This is a genomic window from Duganella lactea (assembly GCF_009857505.1).
Lineage (GTDB): Bacteria > Pseudomonadota > Gammaproteobacteria > Burkholderiales > Burkholderiaceae_D > Rugamonas > Rugamonas lactea.
Window position 1 is genome coordinate 37565 of the sequence record NZ_WWCP01000022.1, and the last position, 25499, is coordinate 63063.

25 protein-coding genes are annotated in these 25499 nt (G+C 63.5%); 7 read left to right on the top strand and 18 right to left on the bottom strand.

Annotated features, from left to right (window positions below):
- Positions 1-28: 28 nt before the first annotated feature.
- From GTP44_RS17220 to GTP44_RS17280, 13 genes are all read right to left on the bottom strand, one after another.
- Positions 29-277, bottom strand: a complete 249-nt coding sequence (locus GTP44_RS17220; protein WP_161020413.1) for a glutaredoxin family protein — start codon at positions 275-277, stop codon at positions 29-31.
- Positions 278-336: 59 nt separating this feature from the next.
- Entirely contained in the window at positions 337-1761 is a 1425-nt protein-coding gene (locus tag GTP44_RS17225; protein WP_371867248.1) for a Do family serine endopeptidase, read from the bottom strand.
- Between the two features lie 208 nt (positions 1762-1969).
- Positions 1970-2251 carry a sigma-E factor negative regulatory protein gene (locus tag GTP44_RS17230; RefSeq protein ID WP_160988791.1) on the bottom strand — a complete coding sequence of 94 codons (282 nt, stop codon included), beginning with the start codon at positions 2249-2251 and terminating at the stop codon, positions 1970-1972.
- Positions 2252-2309: 58 nt separating this feature from the next.
- The gene (gene rpoE, locus GTP44_RS17235) at positions 2310-2912 is read right to left on the bottom strand and encodes an RNA polymerase sigma factor RpoE (protein ID WP_161020414.1); all 603 of its coding nucleotides are present in this window, start codon (positions 2910-2912) and stop codon (positions 2310-2312) included.
- A gap of 77 nt (positions 2913-2989) precedes the next feature.
- Positions 2990-3415: a protein YgfX gene (locus tag GTP44_RS17240; RefSeq protein WP_160988789.1), complete on the bottom strand. Its 426-nt coding sequence runs from the start codon at positions 3413-3415 to the stop codon at positions 2990-2992.
- Between the two features lie 156 nt (positions 3416-3571).
- The gene (gene fabF / locus GTP44_RS17245) at positions 3572-4819 is read right to left on the bottom strand and encodes a beta-ketoacyl-ACP synthase II (RefSeq protein ID WP_160988788.1); all 1248 of its coding nucleotides are present in this window, start codon (positions 4817-4819) and stop codon (positions 3572-3574) included.
- Positions 4820-4849: 30 nt separating this feature from the next.
- Complete coding sequence (gene acpP / locus GTP44_RS17250; RefSeq protein WP_055936274.1) at positions 4850-5089, bottom strand: acyl carrier protein; 240 nt, start codon at positions 5087-5089, stop codon at positions 4850-4852.
- Between the two features lie 143 nt (positions 5090-5232).
- The gene (gene fabG, locus GTP44_RS17255; protein ID WP_161020415.1) at positions 5233-5979 is read right to left on the bottom strand and encodes a 3-oxoacyl-ACP reductase FabG; all 747 of its coding nucleotides are present in this window, start codon (positions 5977-5979) and stop codon (positions 5233-5235) included.
- A gap of 48 nt (positions 5980-6027) precedes the next feature.
- Positions 6028-6963, bottom strand: a complete 936-nt coding sequence (gene fabD / locus GTP44_RS17260) for an ACP S-malonyltransferase (protein WP_161020416.1) — start codon at positions 6961-6963, stop codon at positions 6028-6030.
- A 93-nt stretch (positions 6964-7056) separates the two neighbouring features.
- A complete protein-coding gene (locus tag GTP44_RS17265; protein ID WP_161020417.1) occupies positions 7057-8040 on the bottom strand; it encodes a beta-ketoacyl-ACP synthase III in 984 nt (327 codons plus the stop codon).
- Between the two features lie 16 nt (positions 8041-8056).
- Positions 8057-9118, bottom strand: coding sequence for a phosphate acyltransferase PlsX (plsX, locus tag GTP44_RS17270; RefSeq protein WP_160988784.1), 1062 nt, complete (start codon positions 9116-9118; stop codon positions 8057-8059).
- 146 nt (positions 9119-9264) lie between these two features.
- Positions 9265-9447 carry a 50S ribosomal protein L32 gene (gene rpmF / locus GTP44_RS17275; RefSeq protein ID WP_008449924.1) on the bottom strand — a complete coding sequence of 61 codons (183 nt, stop codon included), beginning with the start codon at positions 9445-9447 and terminating at the stop codon, positions 9265-9267.
- A gap of 141 nt (positions 9448-9588) precedes the next feature.
- Positions 9589-10086, bottom strand: a complete 498-nt coding sequence (locus GTP44_RS17280) for a YceD family protein (protein ID WP_161020418.1) — start codon at positions 10084-10086, stop codon at positions 9589-9591.
- Positions 10087-10210: 124 nt separating this feature from the next.
- Between GTP44_RS17280 and GTP44_RS17285 the strand changes: the two genes are divergently transcribed.
- Together GTP44_RS17285 and GTP44_RS17290 are read left to right on the top strand one after the other, a co-directional pair.
- A complete protein-coding gene (locus GTP44_RS17285) occupies positions 10211-10801 on the top strand; it encodes a Maf-like protein (protein ID WP_161020419.1) in 591 nt (196 codons plus the stop codon).
- 1 nt (position 10802) lies between these two features.
- Positions 10803-11528, top strand: coding sequence for an SAM-dependent methyltransferase (locus GTP44_RS17290; protein ID WP_161020420.1), 726 nt, complete (start codon positions 10803-10805; stop codon positions 11526-11528).
- Between the two features lie 93 nt (positions 11529-11621).
- On the opposite strand, the gene GTP44_RS17295 is transcribed toward GTP44_RS17290, so the two are convergent.
- Both GTP44_RS17295 and GTP44_RS17300 read right to left on the bottom strand, forming a co-directional pair.
- On the bottom strand, positions 11622-13895 hold the full coding sequence (locus GTP44_RS17295) for a xanthine dehydrogenase family protein molybdopterin-binding subunit (RefSeq protein WP_229256957.1): 2274 nt from the start codon (positions 13893-13895) through the stop codon (positions 11622-11624).
- A gap of 20 nt (positions 13896-13915) precedes the next feature.
- Positions 13916-17035, bottom strand: coding sequence for a bifunctional diguanylate cyclase/phosphodiesterase (locus GTP44_RS17300; RefSeq protein WP_161020421.1), 3120 nt, complete (start codon positions 17033-17035; stop codon positions 13916-13918).
- Between the two features lie 166 nt (positions 17036-17201).
- Here GTP44_RS17300 and GTP44_RS17305 point away from each other — a divergent pair, with 166 nt between their 5' ends.
- The gene (locus GTP44_RS17305; RefSeq protein WP_161020422.1) at positions 17202-17711 is read left to right on the top strand and encodes a DUF1993 domain-containing protein; all 510 of its coding nucleotides are present in this window, start codon (positions 17202-17204) and stop codon (positions 17709-17711) included.
- A gap of 17 nt (positions 17712-17728) precedes the next feature.
- On the opposite strand, the gene GTP44_RS17310 is transcribed toward GTP44_RS17305, so the two are convergent.
- On the bottom strand, positions 17729-17917 hold the full coding sequence (locus GTP44_RS17310; protein ID WP_161020423.1) for a DUF1289 domain-containing protein: 189 nt from the start codon (positions 17915-17917) through the stop codon (positions 17729-17731).
- A complete protein-coding gene (locus GTP44_RS17315) occupies positions 17914-18486 on the bottom strand; it encodes a DUF1415 domain-containing protein (RefSeq protein WP_161020424.1) in 573 nt (190 codons plus the stop codon). The genes GTP44_RS17310 and GTP44_RS17315 overlap by 4 nt, the downstream gene beginning before the upstream one ends.
- 228 nt (positions 18487-18714) lie before the next feature.
- Between GTP44_RS17315 and GTP44_RS17320 the strand changes: the two genes are divergently transcribed.
- The 4 genes from GTP44_RS17320 to GTP44_RS17335 all read left to right on the top strand — a co-directional run bounded on the left by GTP44_RS17320 (position 18715) and on the right by GTP44_RS17335 (position 22540).
- A complete protein-coding gene (locus GTP44_RS17320; RefSeq protein ID WP_161020425.1) occupies positions 18715-20097 on the top strand; it encodes a transglycosylase SLT domain-containing protein in 1383 nt (460 codons plus the stop codon).
- 188 nt (positions 20098-20285) lie between these two features.
- Positions 20286-21077, top strand: coding sequence for an enoyl-ACP reductase FabI (gene fabI, locus GTP44_RS17325; protein ID WP_161020426.1), 792 nt, complete (start codon positions 20286-20288; stop codon positions 21075-21077).
- 81 nt (positions 21078-21158) lie between these two features.
- Positions 21159-21713, top strand: a complete 555-nt coding sequence (locus tag GTP44_RS17330) for a sigma-70 family RNA polymerase sigma factor (RefSeq protein WP_161020427.1) — start codon at positions 21159-21161, stop codon at positions 21711-21713.
- The gene (locus GTP44_RS17335; RefSeq protein ID WP_161020428.1) at positions 21710-22540 is read left to right on the top strand and encodes a hypothetical protein; all 831 of its coding nucleotides are present in this window, start codon (positions 21710-21712) and stop codon (positions 22538-22540) included. Before GTP44_RS17330 ends, GTP44_RS17335 begins: the two co-directional genes overlap by 4 nt.
- Here the strand turns inward: GTP44_RS17335 and GTP44_RS17340 are convergent, their stop codons facing one another.
- Entirely contained in the window at positions 22541-25441 is a 2901-nt protein-coding gene (locus GTP44_RS17340) for a DUF2135 domain-containing protein (RefSeq protein WP_161020429.1), read from the bottom strand.
- Positions 25442-25499: the final 58 nt, after the last annotated feature.

The window sequence follows — 25499 nt, forward strand, 5'->3', positions numbered from 1 at the left end:
ATTTATGCCACGAGAAATGCAATTCTGCCTAGATTTTGAGCAGTTCGCGCACTTTGGCTTCGTCGAGGAAGTAGTGGCACAGCTCCGGTTGCGACAGATCGGCGAACAGGACGGGCACCAGTTCGTCATAGCGCGCCAGCAGCTCAGGATCGTTGGCGTCGTCGATGTCGATGACGTCGACGGTGATCGGCTGTTGCGGCGTTCGCAGCCGCATCAGCGCGTCCAGCATGTCCTGGCATAAATGACAATAGCTGCGGGAGTAGAGGGTAAAGTGCATCGTCGTCGCGTCGGCACGTCGTCCCGGCGTCCGCCGGAACGACTCCGCTTATTTCTCGGTTACTTCTCGGCCTTGGCAGTCGGGCGCAGCGAGATGAAGCGTGTATTACCATCACGCAGCACCAACAACACCGACGGCTTCTTCGGATCCAACTTGGCCACGGCCGCATTGAACTGCTTCGCGTCCTTGACCTCGATGTTGTTCAGCTGCAGCAGCACATCGCCCTCATCCAGACCGGCGCCTTCCGCCACCCCCTCGGCATCCACCACCACCACACCGCCATTGACGCCCAGATCCTTCTTCTGCGCGGCGCTGAGGTCATCCACCTTCAGCCCCAGCGCATTGGCCTTGGCCGGCTCGACCTTGTCGGCGCCCTTGCCTTTCGCGCCCTTGGCATTCTTGTCGCCATCGAGCTCAGCCACGGTCACCGGCAGCGTCAGCTCGGCACCCTTGCGCCACACGGTCACGGTCGCCTTGCTATCCAGCGCCGTCTCACCCACCAGACGCGGCAGATCGCTGGAACGGGCCACTGGCTTGCCGTTGAACTTCAGGATGATGTCGCCGGCCTTGATGCCGGTCTTGTCCGCGGGACCGCCCGGCTCGACCATCGACACCTCGGCGCCCTGCGCCGACTTCAGGCCCAGCGACTCCGCCACTTCCTTGTTGACTTCGCTGATCTGCACACCAATGCGGCCACGGGTGACCTTGCCGGATTTCTTCAGCTGGTCGGACACCCGCATCGCCTCATTGATCGGCACCGCGAACGAAATACCGTTCGAGCCACCCGACAACGTGGCGATCTGCGAGTTAATGCCGATCACCTCGCCGCGCATATTGATCAGCGGGCCACCCGAGTTGCCCGGATTGACCGCCACGTCCGACTGGATCAGCGGCAGGTATTCGCCGGTATCGCGCGCCTTGGCCGAAATGATGCCGGCGGTGACGGTGTTCTCCAGGTTGAACGGCGAGCCGATCGCGATCACCCATTCGCCGGCGCGGATCTTGTCCGAATCGCCCATCGCCAGGAATGGCAGCTTGTCGCCCTCGATTTTCAGCACCGCCACGTCGGTGCGGGCGTCGGCACCCAGCACCTTGGCCTTGAACTCGCGCTTGTCGGTCAGCGTGACGAACACCTCGTCGGCACCATCCACCACGTGGGCGTTGGTCATCACATAGCCGTCGGCCGACAGAATGAAGCCGGAACCGACGCCGCGGTTGACCGGCTCGTCGGATGGCGCGCCACGGCGCTGGCCGCGGCCATTGGGCGCCGCACCCGGCGGCAACTGCCCGCCGAAGAAGCGGCGCAGGAATTCCTGCATGTCCTCATCGCCTTGCGCGCCTTGCGCACCGCGCTGCAACTGTTTCGGGCGTTCGGTGGTGCGGATATTGACCACCGCCGGGCCAACGCGGTCGACCAGATCGGCGAAGTCCGGCAGGCCGATCACGGCGCCGGTGACCGGCGACGCCGCCGTCGCCGGCGTCATTCCCAGGGACATCCATAAGCTTGCGCCGAGTACCAGCGCGGACAGCGTGTTACGACCAGCAGAGAAGTTATTTTTCATGGAGTATCGATCTCTTCTTTAAAGTTCAGGATGCAATCGCCCTGCACGTGGCGTGGCGCGACGTGAGGCTAGCACATGGTAAGCGAAAATCGCCGTTCCGTATGTGCAATATGATGCTAACGCCGTGTGCTTAAGGGAAAATGATGGCTACCGGCTGAACTTCAAGGCCGGCATCGGCCGGCGCATAGGCCGGCTCGGCCGCCAGCCGCGCCGCCATGCGGACGCTGAAATCAGCGCGCAGGTCGGCGCCGGGCGTGCCGCGCAGCACGTCGCCCGTCAGGTGGTAGGCGCGCCAGGCATGCCGCCCGGCGTCGGTGTCGAGGGCGGCAAAAGCCAGCTCACGCTCACTGTCGGGCAATTCGCCATCGGTCAGTGCCGAGATATGTTCACGCAGTTTTTTATCGGTGTCCATTCGCATCCCGCCATCATAAATTGCCGGCCGTCATCATCATTAACGCATCATTGCTGCGTTACCAGCGCTTGTCAACCGGCATATCCAGTAAAGGCCGCAGTTTTTCAGCGATGACTTCGCGGGCGCGAAAGATACGGCTGCGCACCGTGCCGATGGGACAAGCCATGATGTCGGAAATCTCCTCATAGCTCAGCCCCTCGATCTCGCGCAGGGCGATCGCGGTGCGCAGGTCCACTGGCAAGGCGTCCATGGCCGCGTTGACGGTCTGGGCGATCTGCTTGCTGGCCAGCATGGACTCCGGCGTATTGATGTCGCGCAAATGCTCGCCATCGTTGAAACCTTCGGCTTGTTCGGCATCGGTGTCGGTCGAGGTGGGCGTGCGCCGTCCCTGCGTCGCCAGGTGGTTCTTGGCGGTATTGATACCGATGCGGTACAGCCAGGTGTAGAAGGCCGAATCGCCGCGGAAATGCCGCAACGCCCGGTATGCCTTGATAAAGGTCTCCTGCACCACGTCCTCCGCTTCGGTAGGGTCGTGCACGATACGCGATAGCAGACGCATCAGCCGGCGTTGGTACTTCGCCACCAGCAAATCAAACGCCTGCTTCTCGCCATCCCGTACCCGCTCGACCAGCAACTGGTCACACTCGCGTTCTGTCGTCACTCCTGCATTCCTCGGTGGCCTGCAGCGCTGCCGATATCTGTAGCCATATGCTATAGAGTTAGCCCGCTGCAAGAAGTTCAACCTGCCGGTGTGTTTATTTCGGTGTGCGCCACGGCGCGGCATGCCAGCGCCACTGCCCGCCACTCGGCGGCGGCCACGCTATCGGGCAACACCGCCACCACCTGCGGCTTGCCGGCCGCGTCGCTCAGGCGCAGCAATAGCAAGCGCGGCCATAAAGTCGAGCCGCCCAGCAGGCGCTGCGCACCGTCGTTGTGCTGGTATACCGCCAGCCGCACATGGCCGACACCGGATATATCAAGCCGATGCGCGATAGCCGGCGGACGACCGCACAGCCAGGCCAGCGCGCCGGCCAGCAAACACAACAACGGTGCCAGAACGCCGGGGCAAACGGCGGCGGACGCCATCACGCAACAGCACAAGCCGGCATGCGCAACGCGCAAGCCACGCGAGGGGCGAACGATGACAGACACCGCGATCGACATGACGCCAGCACCACAAACACATGAATTTAAAAACGGGAAGTACCTCGTGGAAGCGCCGGCCGGGAGGCCGGGCAATTCAGGCGCCAGCGAGTGCCGGCGCCGAATTCTCGCTCACCTTGATTGGACAAGGCGCGACGAGAATTAGTTCAAACTTTTTTAGACTTTACCGAAGACCAGGCTGCCGTTGGTGCCGCCGAAGCCGAACGAGTTTTTGACCGCATACTCGATCTTCATGTCGCGCGCCGTGTTGGCAACGAAGTCCAGATCGCACGCCGGGTCCTGGTTGAAGATGTTGATGGTCGGCGGCGACACCTGATGGTGTACCGCCAGTACCGTAAACACCGACTCCAGGCCGCCCGCGCCACCCAGCAGGTGACCGGTCATCGACTTGGTCGAATTGACCACCAGCTTCCTGGCGTGGTCGCCGAACGTCCGCTTGATGCCCTGCACTTCGGCCACGTCGCCTTGCGGCGTCGAGGTGCCGTGCGCGTTCACATAGTGCACCTGATCCGGATTGATGCCGGCGTCGCGCAGCGCGGCTTGCGCCGACTTGCTGCCACCGCTGCCATCTTCCAGAGGCGAGGTCATGTGATAGGCGTCGGCGCTCATGCCGAAACCGAGCACTTCAGCGTAGATCTTGGCGCCGCGCGCCTTGGCGTGTTCGTACTCTTCGAGCACCATCACGCCGGCGCCCTCGCCCAGCACGAAACCGTCGCGGTCCGTATCCCATGGACGGGACGCGGTGGCCGGGTCGTCGTTGCGCGACGACAGCGCCTTGGCCGAGGCGAAACCGCCCAGACCCAGTGGCGACACGGTCGATTCGGCGCCGCCGGCGATCATCACATCGGCATCGCCGTACTCGATCATGCGAGCGGCGGCGCCGATGCAGTGCAGGCCGGTGGTGCAAGCCGTCACGATCGACAGATTAGGGCCGCGCATGCCGTACTTGATCGACAGGTTGCCCGAGATCATGTTGATGATCGAGGCCGGGACGAAGAACGGCGAGATACGGCGCGGACCGCGCTTGTCGTAGTCTTCCTTCTGCTCTTCGATCATCGGCAGACCGCCGATGCCGGAACCGACGATCACGCCGATGCGGTCGGCGTTCTCTTCGGTGACAACCAGGCCGGAGTCGTTCACAGCTTGAATGCCGGCCGCCATGCCGTAATGGATGAAGGTATCCATATGGCGGGCTTCCTTCGCGGAGATATAGTCCTCGATGTTGAAGCCTTTGACTTCGCCGGCAAAGCGGGTGCTGAAAGCTGTTGCGTCAAACTTGGTGATGGTGGCAATGCCGGATTTGCCCTCGACGGCAGCGGCCCACGAATCGGCAATGTTATTGCCGATCGGAGTCACGGCGCCCAGGCCGGTAATGACAACACGACGGTTTTTAGAACCTCTCAAGCGATTCTCCTAGAGTCGATCGGGCGGGTATTACGCCTTGACGTGCGCGGTAGCGTAGTCGATCGCTTGCTGCACGGTGGTGATTTTCTCTGCTTGTTCGTCAGGGATTTCCATTTCGAACTCGTCTTCCAGGGCCATCACCAGTTCCACGGTGTCCAGCGAGTCAGCGCCCAGATCATCGACGAACGACGATTCGGTTTTGATGTCTGCTTCGGCGACGCCCAGTTGTTCAGCGACGATTTTCTTAACGCGTTGTTCGATATCCGACATGTTATGGCTCCATTTGTTTGTTACGGAAAGCGCGCATTTTATCAGGTTTGCGCACTGAAAAACTAATTTCGGTGAGTGCTGCTAAATATACCGAAATCACACTTAAAAGAGTTGAATGGGCATTTATTTCGCGCCCATCCGCGTCAGTTCATATACATACCGCCGTTCACGTGGAGGGTGGCGCCGGTAATATAAGCGGCTTGCGGCGACGCCAGGAAAGCGACCGCCGCGGCGATGTCCTCTGGCTTGCCGAGGCGCGCCAATGGAATCTGGGTCAGCAAGGCGGCGTGCTGCTCTTCGCCCAGCGCCTTGGTCATGTCGGTATCGATAAAGCCCGGCGCCACACTGTTGACGGTGATGTTGCGGCTGCCGATTTCACGCGCCAGCGCGCGGGTCATGCCCTCGACGCCGGCTTTGGCGGCGGCGTAATTCATCTGGCCCGGATTGCCCGACGAGGCCACCACCGAGGTGATGTTGATGATGCGGCCGGTCTTGGCCTTCATCATGCCGCGCAGCACGGCGCGCGACAGGCGGCCGACCGAACTCAGGTTGGTGGCGATGACGCTCTCCCACTCTTCATCTTTCATGCGCATCGCCAGATTGTCCTGGGTGATGCCGGCGTTGTTGACCAGGATGCCCACGGCGCCATAGGTCTTGCCGATGTCGTCGATGATGGCGGCGCACGCTTCGGCGTTGGTGACGTTCAGCACCATGCCCTTGCCTGCGTCAACGCCGATCTCGGCCAGGTAAGCGGAAATGGCCTCGGCGCCGGCCTCGGTGGTGGCGGTGCCGATCACTTTCGCGCCCTGGCGCGCCAGCTCCTGGGCAATCGCCTTGCCGATGCCGCGCGATGCGCCCGTTACCAGGGCGACTTGATTTGCTAAAGTCATGTAAATCCTTCTACAGTAAATTCCGAGTGTGCCTGAAAGCGCAAACGATTATTTGAGCTTGCTCAATACGGTGTCCAGCGAGACCTGGTCGAAGATGGCATCGCCCGCCAGATTGCCGTCTATGCGCTTGGTTAAGCCCATCAGTACCTTGCCCGGACCGCACTCGACCACATCGACGACGCCGCCGGCGGCGATCTTCTGCACCGTTTCGACCCAGCGCACCGGCGCGGCGGCCTGGCGCACCAGCGCGTCCTTGATCGCGGCCGGATCGCTCAGCACGGCAACATCGACGTTGTTGATCAGCGGGATCTGCGGTGCCGCGAAATGGATATCGGCCAGATAGTCGCGCAGACGGTCCGACGCCGGCTTCAGCAGCGACGAGTGGAACGGCGCCGACACCGGCAGTTTCATGGCGCGCTTGGCGCCCTTGCCTTTGGCGATGTCGCAGGCGCGCTCAACGGCGGCGGTATCACCGGCGATGACCACTTGCGCCGGCGCGTTGAAGTTGACCGCCTCGACCACGCCACCGGCGGCGGCGGCTTCGGCGCAGGCGGCGCGCACGTCGTCATCCGACAGGCCCAGCACCACGGCCATCGTGCCCTGACCGACCGGCACGGCTTCCTGCATCGCTTGCGCGCGGAAGCGCACCAGCGGCACCGCATCCTTGAAAGCGATCACACCGGCAGCCACCAGCGCCGAGTATTCGCCCAGGCTGTGGCCGGCCACGACCGACGGCAGCGGACCGCCGGCGGCGACCCACGCGCGGTAGGTGGCGACGGCGGCGGTCAGCATCACCGGCTGGGTGTTGGTGGTCAGGTCCAGCTCTTCTTTCGGACCTTCGGCGATCAGTTTGCCGAGGTCGAAGCCCAGGGCCGCAGACGCCTCAGCGACGGTCTGCGCCACCACCGGGTTATCGGCGAAACCGTTCAGCATGCCGATCGCTTGCGAACCTTGGCCCGGGAATACAAAAGCAAATTTAGTCATCGGTTTATCTCTTTAATTATTGGCAGCAAAGCTAGCATGCGAACATGACAGCACTGCTACGCCGAGCTCGTTAGAACTCTAATTCTAATTCACTTAAAACTTGGCCAGCACAGCGCCCCAGGTGAAACCACCACCGACGCCTTCCATCATGATGTTCTGGCCAGGCTTGATGCGGCCATCGCGCACGGCGACGTCCAGCGCCAGCGGAATCGACGCGGCCGAGGTGTTGCCGTGCTGATCAACGGTGACCACCATTTTTTCCATCGGCAGCCCCAGCTTCTTGGCGGTGCTGCTCATGATGCGCAGATTGGCCTGGTGCGGGATCAGCCAGTCGATTTGTTCGGCCCGCATGTCGGCCTTTGCCAGCGCCTCGTCCGCCACTTTGGCCAGCACCGACACGGCCAGCTTGAACACCGCCGGGCCATCCATGTACAGATAGGCTTCGCCGGCGGTGGCGCCGCTGAACGAATGCGGCATGCACAGGATGCTGGAGTGACTGCCATCGGCATGCAGCGCGGTCGACAGGATGCCGGGCGCTTGCGACGCGGTCAGCACCACGGCGCCGGCGCCGTCGCCGAACAGCACGCAGGTGGTGCGGTCATTGAAATCGAGGATGCGGGAAAAGACTTCGGCGCCGATCACCAGCACATTCTTGTGCACACCGGCGCGGATGAAGGCGTCGGCGGTCGACAAGGCGTAGACGAAGCCGCTGCACACCGCCTGCACATCGACGGCGGCGCCGTGGTTGGTGATGCCCAGCTTTTGCTGCACGACGCAGGCGGTGCTGGGGAAGCTGCCGAAGAAATCCGGGGTCGAGCTGGCCACGATGATCAGGTCGATATCATTGGGCTGCAAGCCCGCCATGTCCAGCGCGTTGTGGGCGGCATGCACCGCCAGATCGGACGATTTTTGCTCGGGCGCGGCGAAGTGGCGCGCCGCGATACCGCTGCGGGTCGTGATCCACTCGTCCGAAGTCTCGATACCCTTGGCCGCGAGTTGATCAGTCAGTTCCTGATTGGTCACACGCTTGGCCGGCAGATAGCTGCCGGTGCCGATAATTTTACTATACAGAGTCATGACGTTCTACCGTCCACTAAAGAGTTGAGCTGGGTACTTCCGGCGTGTCAGTGTTGCGCGGCATCAGCTCGGTAATCAGGGTCGAAATATGCGGCAACACGTCATTTTTTGCAGCATCATACGCCCGCTTGATCGCCCACTCAAAGGAATATGCGTCAGCGCCGCCATGGCTCTTGAACACCAATCCGCGCAGGCCCAGCAGGCTGGCGCCGTTGTAACGCGACGGCGACAAGCGTTTTTTGATGTTGTTGAGCGCGCCGCGACCGATCAGGGCGCTCAGCATGGTCAGCGGATTGCGGGTGAATTCGGATTTGACGGTGTCGGCAAAGAAGCGGGCCACGCCCTCCACCGCCTTCAGCGTGACGTTGCCGGTGAAGCCGTCGCACACCACGATGTCGGTGGTGCCTTTGAAGATGTCGTTGCCCTCGACGTTGCCGTGGAAGTTGAGCGCGCCGCGCTCGTGGTCGGCCTGCAGCAGCTTGCTGGTGGCCTTGACCACGTCGTTGCCCTTGATGTCCTCGGTGCCGACGTTGAGCAGGCCAAGCGTCGGGCGGGCGATGTTTTCCATCGCCGAGACCAGCACCGAGCCCATGATGGCGAACTGGTGCAGGTGATGCGGTTCGCAGTCGACGTTGGCGCCCAGGTCCAGCATATAGGTCGGGCCGCCTTTTTGGTTGGGCATGATGCTGCAAATGGCCGGGCGGTCGACGCCGCTCATGGTCTTGAGCACGTAGCGGGCCACGGCCATCAGCGCGCCGGTGTTGCCGGCCGAGACCGAGGCCTGGGCCTTGCCGTCCTTGACTTGCTCGATGGCGACGCGCATCGACGAATCCTTCTTGCGGCGCAGCGCCACTTCGAGCGGATCGTCCATGGTGACTTGTTCGGAAGCGTGGACCACGCTCAGGCGCGGGTGGGCCTCGGCATGGTGTTTCTTCAGTTCGGCGCGGATGACGTCTTCGAGACCAACCAGGATCAGCTCGGCATCAGGTTCGCGTTTGACGAAGGAAACAGCGGCGGGAATAGTGACTGACGGGCCATGATCGCCACCCATGCAGTCGATAGAAATTTTGATTGTCATTGTTATGGCAAGCGGCGGAAGCTCAACGTCGGCCATCCGCATTGAACATGACGGTGTGCAAAATCAGATTGCAGCCGCTTAAAAAAGAAAAAGCGATGCTACACAAGTCAGCACCGCCTGTTTCCGTGTCCAGCAAAAACGTTCGATTACTCGTCGTTTTTGGTTTTCAGGACTTTACGACCACGGTAGAAGCCGTTAGGGCTGATGTGGTGACGCAGGTGGGTTTCACCGGTGGTTGGCTCGATGCCCAGTTGTGGAGCAACCAGGAAATCGTGCGAACGGTGCATACCGCGCTTCGATGGGGATTTTTTGTTCTGTTGAACTGCCATGTTAATGACTCCTAATACATAAGTTCTAAAATTCTAACACAATCGACCGGCATACATATGCGAATCGAGCCCTACTACATTGCACTACTCACTTGCCAAGACTCGATAAACACGCGTATTGACACGTCTGTTACACACTACTTATTCGGATTTGAGGCTCTTCAGAGCGTCGAAGGGCGAGATTTTCTCGCTTTTCGCCTTGTCCAGCAGGCTGGCATCCGGGCAGACAGCGTGACGCGGCGATTGCGGCAAGGCCAGCAACGCTTCATCTTCCACCAGGTACATCAGCTCCATGCTGCGACTTCCAACGATCACGTCGATCGATTCGTCGTCGATCGTTTCTTCAATTTCGTCCGCCTGCTCATCATCCTTACCCAGCATCAGCACGGTCGACGAATCGAGGTGGTGGGCGTAAGGCTGCAGGCAGCGCTGGCAGACCAGCTGCACGGTGCCGTTGACCGACAGCGTCATCTGCGGGAAGCCCAGTTTGTGGGTCGTGCCCGCTACTTTCCAGGCGATCTCGCCGGAGGCGTCCGCGCACTCCTTGGCCAGACGGGTCAATTCAGCGACAGGCGTCGTGCCTGCCTGGCTGCTGTTGGTCCGACAGAACTCAAAGGTGTCGATCACAAAAGCATTCATTACAGAGTTTCCCCGGAAAACCTGCGATAATAGCAGGGTTTTCGCATTCAAGTCAAAGCCTTGGCGGTTTCGCGACATTTATATCGCTGAAATCACCGGCGACAGAGCATATAACATTCCCCTCATGACATCAAGTTTACTCGTACTGGCCTCCAGTTCCGCCTACCGCAAAGAATTGTTATCGCGCCTGCAACTACCGTTCGAGGTGGCCGTGCCGGCCATCGACGAGGCCCCGCTGCCGGGCGAAACACCTAGCGCCACCGCGTTGCGCCTGGCGCGCGACAAGGCCGCCGCCGTGGCCGCCAACATGCCGGGCGCCATCGTCATCGGCTCCGACCAGGTCGCCACGCTGGACAATGAACAGATCGGCAAGCCAGGCAACCACGCCAACGCGCTGGCGCAACTGCAAAAAATGCGCGGCCGCGAGGTCATCTTCCACACCGCGCTGTGCGTCTGGGATGGCCGCGACGGCACGCATCAACTGGAAGACATCCAGACCGTGGTGCGCTTCCGCGATCTGCCCGATGCCGAGCTGGACGCCTACCTGCGCATCGAACAACCCTACGACTGCGCCGGCAGCGCCAAGAACGAGGCGCTGGGCATCGCCATCCTCGAACGCATCGACAGCAGCGACCCGACCGCCCTCACCGGCTTGCCATTAATCGCGCTGACGGGCATGCTGCGCAACCTCGGCCTCACCTTTTTCAAGCAATGATATGACCGGCACCCTGTATTTAATCCCCAACACCCTGGGCCAGACCGAAGCGCTCGCCAACGTGCTGCCCGAGCAGGTGCAGCGCCTGACCGCGCAACTGGACTACTTCGTCGCGGAAAACGCCAAGACCGCGCGCGCCTTCCTCAAGCTGGTCGGCACGCAACACCCGCTGTGCAAGCCGATGCAGGACATCACCATCGCCGAGCTCAACGTCAACACCCCGGCCGCCGCGCTGAGCGCGCTGCTGGCGCCGCTGCTGGCCGGCCAGGATGGCGGACTGGTGTCGGAAGCCGGCGTGCCGGCGGTGGCCGACCCCGGCGCCGACCTGGTCCGGCTAGCGCACCAGCACAAGATTCCGGTGCGGCCGCTGGTCGGCCCGTCGTCGCTGCTGCTGGCCGTCATGGCGAGCGGCCTGAACGGCCAAAGCTTCGCCTTCAACGGCTACCTGCCGACCGACGCCGCCCAGCGCGCCAGCCGCCTGAAAGACCTGGAGCAGCGCTCGCGCAAGGAAAAGCAGACCCAGCTGTTCATCGAAACGCCGTACCGCAACGCCGCCCTGCTGGAAGCGCTGGTGACGACCTGCGCGCCGGGCACGCTGATCTGCGTCGCGACCGACCTCAGCCTGCCATCCGAAACCATCCGCACGATGACGGCGGCCCAATGGAAAACCACCGCCCCACCGGACTTCCACAAAAAGCCAACCGTCTTCCTGTTGCTGGGCCAGTAGCCTAAACCCCGGTGTCAGGTCTGACATTCGCACACGGGCTCAACTGCTCCGCAGTTGAGCCCGTGTGCGAATGTCAGACCTGACACCGGTTTTTTATAGTTTGAGCGGCAGACTGCGCAGGCGCTTGCCGGTCAGCTTGAAGACGGCGTTGGCCACCGCCGGCGCGATCGGCGGCGTCGCCGGTTCGCCCATGCCTTCGGGATGCGCGTTGCTGGCGATGATGATGGTTTCCACCGCCGGCGCCTGGTTCAGGCGCACCACCGGGTAGTCATGGAAGTTGCTTTGCCCGACCTTGCCGCCGCTGATGGTGACGGCGCCGAACAGCGCCGCCGACAGGCCAAAGATGATGCCCGATTCGGCCTGCTGCGCGATGATGTTGGGATTGACCGCCAGCCCGCAATCGATCGCGCACACCACCCGGTGCACGCGAATTTCCGCTCCCTCCACCGATACTTCCGCCACCTGCGCGACGATCGTGCCGAACGACTGGTGCAGCGCCACGCCGTGCGCGCGCCCTGCCGGCGCCACGCCGGCCTTCATCACCGCCGCGTCCAGCACGGCCACATGGCGCGGGTGCTGGCGCAGCAGCTCGCGGCGGAACGTCACGCTGTCCTTGCCCGCCGCATGCGCCAGTTCGTCGATGAAGCTCTCTTTGAAGAAGGCGTTGTGCGAGTGCCCCACCGAGCGCCAGTAGCCCAGCGGCACCGCGCTGTCCACGGTCACATGGCGGATGCGCTGGTTGGCGATGTGGTACTGCATGTCGAATTCGCCTTCGGCGGTGGTTTTGTCGGGCCCACCCGCTGGCAGCCCGAGATTGCGCTTGAAGAACTGGTGCGAGATCGAACCGCTGGCCGATTTATTGTCGTAGCCGAGCACATTGCCCACCGCGTCCAGCGTGGCGCTGAAGCGCGCCAGCGCCGCCGGGCGGTAGACGTCGTGCGTGGTGTCGTCCTCGCGCGACCAGATCATCTGCACCGGATGGCCATCCGCTTGTTTGGCGATGGCCACCGCCTGCGCGATCATGTCGACATCCAGCCGCCGGCCGAATCCTCCACCCAGCAGCGTCACCTGCAGTTCGACATCGTTGACGGCCACGCCACCCACCTTGGCCGCCACCTCCACCGCGAATCCCGGTGACTGCGTCGACGCCCACACGCGCACCTTGCCATCCTTGACTTGCGCGGTGCAGTTGATCGGCTCCATCGCCGCATGCGCCAGGAACGGCGCGCGGTACTCGGCCTGCACGCTCCTGGCGACACCGGACGCACGCCCTTCCACCGCGTCCATGTCGCCCGCCTTGTAGTAGGCGTAGCCGTCTTCGCGCTCCAGCTTCGCCGCGAAATCGGCGTAGATGGCGGCGTCCGACAATCCGGCCAGCGGCCCATCGCTCCATGTGATGTCCAGCGCCAGCGCGGCCTGCCTGGCCTGCCAATAGCTGTTGGCGATGACCGCGACACCGGCGCCGGCGCCGCTCTTCTCCGGCAGCGCGCCGGCGTAATCCACCACTTTGAGCACGCCTGGCATCTTCAGGGCCGCCGCGCTGTTGACGCGGACGACCGTGCCACCGATCACCGGCGACATGCGCACCGCCGCATACAGCATGCCCGGCGGCCGCACGTCGATGCCGAAAATGGCCGAGCCATTCACCTTGGACGGCGTGTCGCGCCGTGGCTGCGGCCGACCGATCAGTCGAAATTCCCGCGGCGTTTTCAGACGCACTTCACCAGGGCTGGCGGTGACCGCGCGCGCGGCCAGCGCGCCATAGGCCAGCCGGCGGCCGTCCGCGTGCACCACAAAACCGGCCTCGGTGCGGCAATCGGCGGCGTGCGCCGACCATTCCGTCGCGGCGGCGGCGACCAGCATGGCGCGCGCGGTGGCGCCGGCTTCGCGCATCGGCTCCCACGCATCCTTCACGCTCGACGAGCCGCCGGTGATGATCAGCCCCAATTCACGCGCGACCTTGCCGACGATCCAGCCGACTGTCGCTTTCAAGCGCCCGGTATCGTCGGGATGGAACGGCAGCCCGTCCTTGAGCATGGCGATATTGCCGAAGATTTTGTCGATCGGCGCCTGCACCACCCGCACGGCGGACAGCGGCACATCCAGCTCCTCGGCCACCAGCATCGGCAAGGCGGTGTAGACGCCCTGCCCCATTTCGCTGCGCGGCACGGCGACGGTGACCGTGCCATCCTGCGCCACGCCCACCCAGCCGTTCAGGGCGACGCTATCGCCGCTCAACGGCAAAGGCACCGAGGCATGCAGGCGCTGGCGCGGTGGCATCACACCCCAACCAACCACCAGCGCGCCGGTCGCCGCCAGACCGCCCAATATGAACCGGCGGCGCGACTTGTTTTTCGCTCCCTGCATGCACGTCTCCCGCGTATTGTTTATTTTTGCCAGCGTGTGAACATATCGTCCGCCGTCAACGGACGGCTGTAGAAATAGCCTTGCGCCAGGTTGCAGCCGTGGCGCAGCAGGAAGGCCGCCTGTTCCTCCGTCTCCACGCCTTCCGCAATCACCGACAGGTTCATGCTCTTGCCCAGTTGGATAATCGCGATGGCGATCGCCTCGTCATTGACATCGGTCGAGATGTCCTTGATGAAGGAGCGGTCAATCTTCAGCGTCTGCACCGGCAACTGCTTGAGGTAGGCCAGCGACGAGTAGCCGGTGCCGAAATCGTCAATCGCCAGCGCCACACCGATCGAGTGCAGGTCGTTGATGAAGACCATGGCGTCGCCGGTGTTCATGATCACCGACTCGGTCACTTCCAGCTGCAAACGCTGCGGCTCCAGGCCGGTGTCGCGCAGGATGTCGGCCACCATATTGACGATGGAACCGCGCTCGAACTGTTTGGCCGACAGATTGACCGCGATCTTCGGCACATGCAGGCCGGCTTCCTGCCAGCGCACCATCTGGCGGCAGGCTTCGTGCAGCACCCACTTGCCCAACTGATTGATGAAGCCAGTGTCCTCGGCCAGCGGGATGAAGCGGATCGGCGGAATCAGGCCCAGTTCCGGGTGGTTCCAGCGCACCAGCGCCTCCACGCCGACCAGCCGGCCGGTGTCGATTTCCACCTGCGGCTGATAGTTGAGGAAGATCTCGTCCTTCTCGATCGAGCGGCGCAGATAGGTCTCCAGCCGCAGACGCTCGACGCCCTCGCCCATCATGAACGGCGCGAAGAAGCTGAAGCCATTGCGGCCGCGCGCCTTGGCCTGGTACATCGCCACGTCGGCGTTACGGATCAGCATATTCAGGTCGGACGCATCGTCCGGGAACAGCGAGATGCCCACGCTGCAGGTGACGAACAATTCGTGGCCGGCCACCATGAACGGCTGCTCGAACATCTGCACCAGTTTTTCGGCGACCAGACTGGCGCCGTACTGGTTCTCGATATCCTCCAGCAGCACGATGAATTCGTCGCCGCCCAGGCGCGCCAGCGTGTCGCCTTCGCGCAGACGGTCATGCAGCGCCCTGGCCACCTGCTTCAGCAGCTCGTCGCCGATGTGGTGGCCCAGCGTGTCGTTCACATTCTTGAAGCGATCCAGGTCGATGAACAGCAGCGCCAGTTGCTTGCCATCGCGCGAGGCGCGCTGCAAGGCATGCTGCAGGCGGTCGTTGAACAGCAGGCGGTTGGGCAGCGCCGTCAACGGGTCGTGGTGCGCCAGATGGTCCAGCTTTTCCTGCGCCTCCTTGGCCTTGGTGATGTCGCTGAACACGCCGACGTAGTGGGTGGTCTTGCCGTGCGTGTCGCGCACCGCGCTGACGGTCAGGAACTCCAGGTACAGCTCGCCGTTCTTGCGCAGGCACCACAGCTCGCCGCGCCAGAAGCCGGTGTCCAGCTGCTGCTGCCACATGGCTTCGTAGAAGGCCTGCTCGTGACGGCCGGAGCGCGTCAGCGTGCGGTCCCGGCCCAGCGCTTCGGCCTCGGTATAGCCGGTGATCTGCGTGAAGGCCGGGTTGACGGCCACGATCACGCCCTCGGCGTCGAGCACCACCACGCCGTCGGCGATATGCTCGATGACGGTGGCCGACAGGCGCAGTTTCTCCTCCGCTTCCTTGCGCTCGGTGATGTCGGCGAACACCCAGATGCTGCCCTCGTTGGCGCGGCTGCTGTCCAGCGCATAGCCGCTGACCAGGCACCAGAACACGCCGCCGTCACGGCGCCGGTACTGGCGCTCTTCGTTAAAGTAGTCGCCGTGCGACAGCAGCGGGTACTGGCGCGCGCCGGACGATTCAAAGTCGAACGCATCGAGGAACATGATGGCGGTCGAGGCGCCGGACATCTCGCCCGGTTCGTAGCCGAACAGCTCTTCGCAGCGGCGGTTGACCGAGACGATGCTGCGGTTACGCACAAACATCACGCCGAACATCACATTGTCCAGAATCGCGCTTTGCTCGGCCAACAGCGCCTCGATGCGCATTTCATTGTGCTTGCGCTGGCTGATGTCGGAGATGATGCCATCCACCCACGGCGCGGCGACCTCGCCGTCCGGCGCCTGCGGCTGGCCGTTCTCCAGCACCCAGCGCTCGGCGCCGGCGGCGTCCCGGATGCGGTATTCGATTTCATACGGCTGGCCGTCCAGGATCGCCTGCGCCAACGCGCGGCGCTGCTTCTTGCGGTCTTCCGGCGCGATCAGATCGGCCCACGCGTGGGTGGTGCCGCGCATGAACTGCGCCGCCGGATAGCCGGAAATTTCTTCGATCGCGTCGGAAACGAAATCGATCGGGCCGTCGGGACGGATGCGGAACACCGCGCCCGGCACCTGGGTCACGATGGTGCGGAAGCGTTCCTCGCGCCGGCCGATGTCCTCGAACAGGCGCTTGATCGCCACCCGCGTCTGCTCCAGCTGCTGCGCCAGGCGGCCCAGTTCATCGCCGCCGCTGACGTCGAGCCGCGTCTCGAAGTCGCCTTGCGACAGGCGGTCGGAGAAGCGCATCAGTTTGCGCAGTGGCTTGATCAGGCGCGCCTTGAGGAACAGCACGATCAGCAGCAGCGACACCGTCAGCTGCGCCGCCAGCACAAACACGTAGGACCACTGCTTCTCGCGCAGTTCCTGCTGGTTGCGGGCGTCGTCCATTTCCACCATGATGCGGCCGATACGCTCGCCCCGCACCAGGATCTCGCGCTCGGCGCGATACACATTGCCACTGGCCGCGCGCGGCGAGCGCACCCGTATGAACTGGGTGTCGGCCTGGCCGACCACCTGCACTTGCAACACCGAGCGGTCGCGCATCACCGATTCGACCAGCGAATGGGCCGATTCGGCATTCATATTCCACAATGATTCCTGCATGCCCAGCGCCAGGATGTCGGCATTGCGCTGCAGCGACTCGTTGAGGGCGACACGCGCCGACTGCTGCTCGTGCACGCCGATCAGCAGATAGCTGCCGATGATGGCCGGGATCACCAGGCCGCCAAAGACCACCAGTAACAAGGCCCCATAGATGGACAGGCCGTACAGCGCGCCGAGGCGGCTGCGCAGGTTCAGATAAATCGTGCTAGTCATGCAACGACACAGCGTTGGGTTTAATTTGCATCATAGGTCTGAGGTTGTTACTTGATAGGAATTATGCACGGAAATGCACAGGAAAAAGTATAAAAAGTCATCGATGAGCAAAAAACCTACAAGCGCGCTATGATCGCCACTCTTTTCCCCACACATAGGAATGACCATGACCACTTTCTCGATGTATTCCGCTTCTGTTCCTGTGTTCAAGCAGATTCTGAACAGCCTGCACGCCATTCTGGACAAAGCCGAGGCGCACGCCGCCGAGAAGAAGATCGATCCGACCGCGCTGCTCACTGACCGCCTGTTCCCGGACATGCTGCCGTTCACCCGCCAGATCCAGATCGCCTGCGACTTCGCCAAGGGCGCGGCGGCGCGCCTGGGCGGCCAGGAAGTGCCGTCGTACGAGGACCAGGAAGTGAGCTTCGCCGACCTCAAGGCGCGCATCGCCAAGACGCTGGCGTATCTCGACAGCGTGCCGCAGGCGTCGATCGAGGGCAGCGAAGGCCGCGCCATCACCACCGGCAGCGGCGAGAAGACCAAGCACTTCGTCGGCCAGACCTATCTGTTCCACTACGCGCTGCCGCATTTCTACTTCCACGCCACCACCGCCTACGACATTCTGCGCCACAACGGCCTGGAAATTGGCAAGAAGGACTTTATCGGCAGCTACTAAGCCGCTTACTAAGCCGGTCAGGTGTTGCGGCGCGGATAGCCCTGCGCCAGGATGCGCTGCCACACCCGCTCTTTCGCCTCGGCGCTCATCGACACCCAGTGCGCCACCTCGACCACCGTGCGGCCACAACCGCGACAGACTTCGTCAAAGGTGGTCGAGCACACGGCCACGCACGGCGTGTCCGGGCGCACCGGCAAATCGCTCATGGCCGCTCCAGCGGCGGCTTGGCCATCAACGTCGCCCAGCCCGCGTGGCCCAGCTTTTCCAGCGTTTCGATATTCTTGTCGAAAATATCCGAGGCGTCCGGGAAGGCCTCGACCGCGCGCTCGATACTGTCCTCGCGCAACAGGTGCAGCGTCGGGTACGGCGAGCGGTTGGTGAAGTTGCTGATGTCGTCTTGCTCGGTGCCGGCGAACTGGTACTGCGGATGGAAGCTGGCCACCTGCAGGAAACCGTCCAGGCCCAGGTCCTCCAGCGCGGCGTCGGCGACGTCGAGGAATTCGTTGTAATCGAAGAAATCGGTCAGCACGTTCGGATGGATCAGCAGCGTCGTGTCGAGCTGCTCCGGATCGGCGTCGGCCAGGTGCTGCAACTCCTCCATCAGCTTTTCCAGCAGTTCTTCCGGCGTTTCCGCCTCGCTGACCACATACCGCACCTGCTTTTTCACATGCACCGCCTTGGCAAACGGGCACAAGTTCAGGCCAATGACGGCCTGTTCCAGCCAATGCACGGTGTCGGCGACCACCACGTCGCGGTCGATGGCGGGACTACTCATAAGACGATTCCTTGATCACTTCTGCAAAAACCGAATTGTACGCACTCTTGGCCGCCGCGCCTACTTCCGCCAATCTGCCGCGATCTCGCCCTTAATTTGCGGGAATTATTACCTATAAGAATTTGTAATATGCGTGACATATAGCTTGACTCCCCCCGGTGAGGTCCTTACACTCCACGTTTATTCATAGTCCACGCGACGTGTCTTTTCGCTAACTCACGGAAAACTATGCAAGCTCGTATTCCCAAATCCGCCGCCTTGGCAGCCCTGATCGCGTTACTCGCGCCGGCATTGGTCCAGGCCTACGATCACGACATGGACCAGACGCCCGTTTCCGCCGCGCTGTCCCCCCTGCCAAAAAACCCGCTCCCCGACCTGTCCTCCACGCTGAAAATCGCCAAACCGGCCAAACTGGCCGAGGAGGATGCTTTCCACGAGAAAGACGTCTGGGGCCGCATCCGCAGTGGTTACGCCATTCCGGATGTGAACAACGACCTGGTGGCCAAGCACGTCAACTGGTACGCCACCCGTCCCGACTACATCGCCCGCACCACCGCGCGCGCCTCGCTGTACCTGTTCCACGTGGTCTCGGAGCTGGAAAAGCGCGGCATGCCGACCGAGCTGGCGCTACTGCCGTTCATCGAATCGGCCTTCAACCCGAACGCCCTGTCGAGCGCCAACGCGGCCGGCATGTGGCAGTTCGTGCCAGGCACCGGCCGCGATTTCAACCTGAAGCAGGACGCTTTCAAGGATGAGCGACGCGGCATCCTGGCCTCGACCGACGCCGCCCTGACCTATCTGCAACGCCTGTACGATATGTTCGGCGACTGGCAACTGGCGCTGGCCGCCTACAACTGGGGCGAAGGCTCGGTGCAGAAAGCCATCAAGCGCAACCAGGCCGCCGGCAAGCCGACCGACTTCGAAAGCCTGGCCGACCTGATGCCGGCAGAAACCCGCAACTATGTGCCGAAGCTGCAGGCGGTCAAGAACATCGTCGCCAACCCGCAGCAGTTCGGCCTGAACCTGCCGGTGATCGACAATTCGCCGTACTTCACGGCGGTCGACAAGACCAGCGACATCGACCTGACCGTCGCCGCCCACCTGGCCGAGCTGTCGGTGGACGAGTTCAAGGCGCTCAATCCGCAGTTCAAGCGCCCGGTCATCGTCGGCGGCGAGGACACCAAGATCCTGCTGCCGAAGGAAAACGCCGAGAAATACCACGTCAACCTGGCCCAGTGGAGCAAGGAACTGTCGACCTGGACCACGCACAAGATCACCAGCGCGCGCGAATCGATCCGCTCGCTGGCGTCGCGCTTCCACACCTCGCCCGAGGTGATCCGCCAGGCCAACAATATTCCGCAGAATTCGGTGCTCAAGGCCGGCTCCACCATTCTGGTGCCGAAGCTGTCCGCCGCGGTCGGCACCAACATCGGCGAGGATGTGGCCGATAAGGCAACGGTCGAGGTCGAAAGCGAACGCGCCACCACCAGCAAGTCGGGCTACAAGCTGGCCAAGGCCGGCAAACCGAACAAATCGGCCCCGGTGTCGCTGGTCAAGGCGCGCGTGTCGCGCGACGCCGCCAAGAGCAAGAAACACCGCAAGGCCAACTAAAAGCCGTCCGGGGCCCGCTGCGGCGGGCCGCTCGCCGCGATTCAGCAGTTGCGGATGCGGCGTACACGTCCTACAATCTTGGTCTTGCGTGTCGGGCAAGTCTCGGACACTAAAAAAACATAACCACCACTGACGTCGCCAGCCAGCTTGAAGGCCAGCCTGGGCGCGCAGTCGCAATCGGAGTCCCTATGGCGTTCTTGCAAGGCAAAAAAATCCTCATCACTGGTTTGCTGTCGAACCGTTCCATCGCTTACGGTATCGCCAAGGCCTGCCATCGCGAAGGCGCCGAACTGGCGTTCACCTACGTCGGCGAACGTTTCAAAGATCGCATCACCGAATTCGCCGCCGAATTCGACAGCAAGCTGGTGTATGACTGCGACGTCTCCAGCGACGAGCAAATCGAGGCGCTGTTCGCCGACCTCGGCAAAAGCTGGTCGCAGCTGGACGGCCTGGTGCACGCGATCGGCTTCGCGCCGCGCGAAGCGATCGCCGGCGAGTTCCTGGACGGCCTGACCCGCGAAAACTTCCGCATCGCCCACGATATCTCGGCCTACAGCTTCCCGGCCATGGCCAAGGCCGCGCTGCCGCTGCTGAAAAACGGCTCGTCGGTGCTGACGCTGTCCTACCTGGGCGCGATCCGCGCTATTCCGTACTACAACACCATGGGCTTGGCGAAAGCCTCGCTGGAAGCGTCGGTGCGCTACCTGGCGGAAAACCTGGGCAAGCTGGGCATCCGCTCGAACGGCATCTCGGCCGGCCCGATCAAGACCCTGGCCGCGTCCGGCATCAAGGACTTCGGCAAGCTGCTGGGCTTCGCCTCGTCGCACGCGCCGCTGCGCCGCAACGTCACCATCGAAGAAGTCGGCAACACCGCCGCCTTCCTGCTGTCGGACCTGGCGTCGGGCATCACCGGTGAAATCACCTACGTCGACGGCGGCTTCTCGCACGTCATGGGCCTGAACGCGGAAGACTACCAATAAGTCTTGCCCGGCCTCGCTCCGATCAACGCCCTGCTCCGCGGGGCGTTTTTTTTCGCCGGCCGCAATGCTACACTTGCCACCATGTCAACCGAGCCGTCCGATGAATCCCTGATGCTGCGCTACGCCGGCGGCGACCTGCCCGCCTTCCGCGCGCTGTACCAGCGCCATCATCGCGGACTGTACCGCTTCATCGCGTGGCGCTCGCCCCGGCGCGACTGGGTCGACGAGGTGGCGCAGGAAACCTGGGTGGCGCTGCACCAGGCGCGGGCGCGCTATGAGCCGACCGCGACTTTTCGTACCTTTCTGTATCAGATCGCGCGCAACCGCTTGGTTGATTTGCAGCGCCAATCGCCAACGCTGACGGACGACGCGGCGCCGGAGCAGGAAAGCCCGGCCGCCGACGCGCAGCTGGAATCGCAGCAGATGAATGCATCGCTGCACCAGGCCATCCGCGCCTTGCCCGGCGAGCAGAAGGAGGCGCTGGTGCTGCAGCAGTTCAGCGGTCTGTCGCTGGAAGAGATTGCGGCGCTGACCGGCGCGCCGATTGAAACCGTCAAAAGCAGGTTGCGCTATGCCATGCGAAAATTGCGTCTGCAGATGTCGACCGGGATGGCCGCGCAGGAGGAACAGGCATGACGAGCAGCGACCAGAAAACGCACGATGATGAGCTGGACGATTTCCTCGCCGGCCGCGACGCGCTGTCGCGCCAGCTGGCGGCGTTGCCGCAGCCGGAATCGCCCAAACAGGTGGACGACGCGGTGATGGCCGCGATCGAAGCGCGCGTGGCGCAAGAACAGGCTGCACAGGCCACACAGCTGACGCCAGTGGCGCCACGCCGCACGGCCGCCGCCAACATGGCGCGCTGGCGTGCGCCGGCAGCCCTGGCCGCCAGCATGGTCTGCGCCCTGCTGTTGACACTGGAATGGCAACGCGGCGACGATGCCGCGCCAGCGCCGGCTCCCGCCGCTGAACCACCGCAGACCGCTCCCGCGCCGCCACCGCCGCCCCCGGCCAAGCAGCCAACCTTGGCGCAAGCGCCAGCGTCAACACAGCCCGCCGTGCGCCACCGTCCCGCCGCCAAGCACAAGGCGCCGGTGCAGGCCGAATCCCCCGTCATCGCCACGCCGGCACCGGCTAACGCCCCGATGGCGGATCACCGCTCGCTGGCAGACTTGCCCTTCATTGCGCAGGACGTCGCCGCGCCGCCAGCACCACCTGCGCCAGCGCCTGCACTAATGCCAGCGCCAGCGCCGATCACCGTCACCGGCTACGCCCGCAGGGCCGAGCCGGCCGTGCCAGTCACAGACGACGCGCGCGCCGCCGAATGGCTGAACGTCATCAGCGAGATGCTGAAAGCCGGTCTGCGTCGGGACGCCCTGCAAGAATGGCGCAAATTCCACCAGGCCTACCCCAACTATCCGGTGCCGGACGACATCGCCCGGCAGATCGCCGCCATCGACTGACTACTTCACCTCAAACTCGCCCACCAGCACCGTATCGCCGCGTCCTTGCAGACGCAAGGTCACCATCTGATCGCGCGCACCGGCACGGCCAAAACCACTGGTCAGCTTCAACTGCAAGATGGTCGCCCCGGCCACCAGCTGCTGATGACTGCCGAAGAAATTCGCCTCCACCTTGTACTTGCCCGGCAGCGCGTTTCGCAATGAAAACTCCTCCGGCCCATAGCCGCCGGTGAAATCCACCGACATCCGCCCGCCCTGCCGTGAAAAGCGATGACCATAGTAGCAACGCTCGCCTGTTGGATCGGTCACCCACAAATCCATGTCGGTGTTATCCGCATCCCAGGTCAGCACCACGCGCAGATCCAGCGGCATATTGACCAGCAGACGGGAATCGATGCGGCTGACATCGAGCTTCTCCTTGGCCGGCTGCGCGGCGATGATGGCGTTCATATCAGCCAGCGCAATCAGCTCGATCTCGGCAAAGCGATGGTCCCATGGCCGAATCGCCACCTCATACAACTGCTCGACCGCCTGTTGCGTGCGCCCGGCGGCGGCATACGCCAGCCCCAGGTCGCGGAACGACTGTGGCTCCTCCCCGGCGATGTCGCGCACCTTCTCGAACACCGGGATTGCCAACGCCTGCTTGCCGGCCTGTAGCAAGCGATAGCCGAGAATCCGCAGCACCTGCCGGTTTTCCAGATCCATCTCCGCCAGGTTGGACAGCACGCGCAGCGCCAGCTCGCGCTGGCCCCGCTCAAACAACTGGTCCGCCACATCGATGTAGAAAGCGCTGCTGTTCAGGTAGGACGGCCGCTCATCGAGATAAATCGCGTACAGCTGGTCCGGGCTGGCCGCCCTCATGCGTCCGATATAGCTTGCATTCGAATCCCAGCGCTTGAGGCTGATCGCGATCTCGCCAGCCGGTGGCACGCCGCCGGCAACCGGCGCCGAGCGCCGCTCGGCAACTCTGCCAAACATCATCGGACCAGGCGCGGGTAGCGCAGCTGCCGGCGCAGGGGGCGGCGCTCGCATATCCTCCGCAACCAGCGTGTTGGTCAAACGCGTGGAGCCGGTCACCTCCACACGAACGGGCTGAAACTTCTCCATGACCGGCTTCGCCTGGTGGCCCTCCCACCATGCCAGCTTTTGCCGGAACTGCGCCACCACCCGCTCCAGCTGACTGCCACGCCGCTGCGCCAGCTCATTGCCACGCAACCGCTTCAGCGCGTCGAAAGCCGCCTGCAACTCGGCCGGCGGTGTCACATCGTAGCGCACATAATCTTCCAGCCGCTCCAGCACCAGCAACGAGGTCTCACGCGTCGGCATGCCAAACTGCGTGCCGAGACGGCGTATCGCGCCCCGGTTCAACTCATAATCCGCCTCCAGCTGATGCAGCTTGCAGTCGGCCCACACGCGCGCCGCCATCGCATGCCGCGGCGCATTGGCGGGAATTTCCAGCAGCATCGGCGTCGCCTTGCCCTGCCTCAGCAATTCCAGCCTCACCTCGGCTTGCGGCGCGACCAGCTTGCCGACCACGCGCAACAGGCCCTGCGCCGCGTCGTCATCGGCGATCAGCACCTCGGTGGCCCCCTGCACGCCGGACAAACGCACCTGCCGACCATCCGTCAGCAATGCCTCGGCAGCCGCGCCGGGGCGATCCGCCTGCACCGTCACCAACTTGCCGCCATTGCGCTCGGCTAACGCCGACAGGCGCCCCGTATCGGCCGACAACGCCGAATTCAACGCATACAAGCGCTGACGCGGCGACAACTGCGGGAAGCGCTTGCCGCCGTAGTTCAGCAAGCCGTCGCTGACCAGCAGGTATTCGTTCACGTCCAACTGCGGCTGCCAGTCGGCCAGCGCGCTGGCGCCGTCATACACGGTCTCCAGCAAGGACTTGCGCAACAGCTGCCAGTCGCCATTGACCACACGGAAGCGCTGCACCGCCTCCGCGCGGTCGCGCAGGCGTGTCAGGCGCACCTCGGCGGTGCCAAGCGCCCTGAAGTAGCGGTCCAGCTCGGCCAACTCGGCCTCGCGCTGACGGTTCGCGCCGGAGCCCGAGCTATCCCACAGCAGGCCCACCACCTTGGGCAGCGGACGCGGCGCGCGCTGCGCGGCGGTCGGCAGCTCGGCCAGGAAATACGTCTCGCCGCCGAACTGCTGCACAGAGACTTGCGGCGCCGCCGACGCCGGCGTCAACAGCTTGAGCACGCCGCTGGCCGCGTAAGTGGCGCGGGTCAGCTGCGCCTTGTAGCCATCGCCACTGCGGGTGAAGACAATCTCGCCGATGGCGCCGCTCGCCTGTGGCGGCGCGTCGCCGGCCACCGTCACGCTCAAGTCCACGCCCTGCGCCAAGTCGCCATAGGCCAGCGGCAACTGGTAGGCCCAGTGCGCGCCTTCGCGGCTCAGCGTTTCGGCGTACGACAACTCCACCGTGCGCGTGCCCTGCGCCGGAATCGGAAACACCCGCAACTGGAAATTATTTCCCTGCGTCTGCTCCAGCAGGGCCGGGTCCACCCTGGTGCGTTCGATCGCCTCCAGAATCTGCCGGCCGCGCGCCTTCTCGACCGGCACGGCCGCCCGCAGCTTGCCGTCCAAATCCAGTGCAAACGCGGTCACCCGCTGCCCCGGCAACAGCGGAAACTGCAAGCGCCCCTCCAGCGGCCGCTGGTTCGGATTGAAAAACACCAGGCGCAGCGTGGTCTGCGCCATGCTGCCGCTGAGCGCGGCATCCACCTTCAGGCTCTGCAAACGAACCGGCTGCTCGGCGCCCTGCACCACCATCAACGGCGGCACCATCAACGGCGGGCCGAACCGCGCCGAGTCCTTCACGGCGGGCTGCGCCAGCGCCGCACCGGCCCACATCAGGCCCGCCGCGACGGCGATTATTTTGTTCCACATAACGATCCCCTAGGCACCGGTTCATCCGGCATTGCAGAGTAAATCGTCGTGGCGCGCC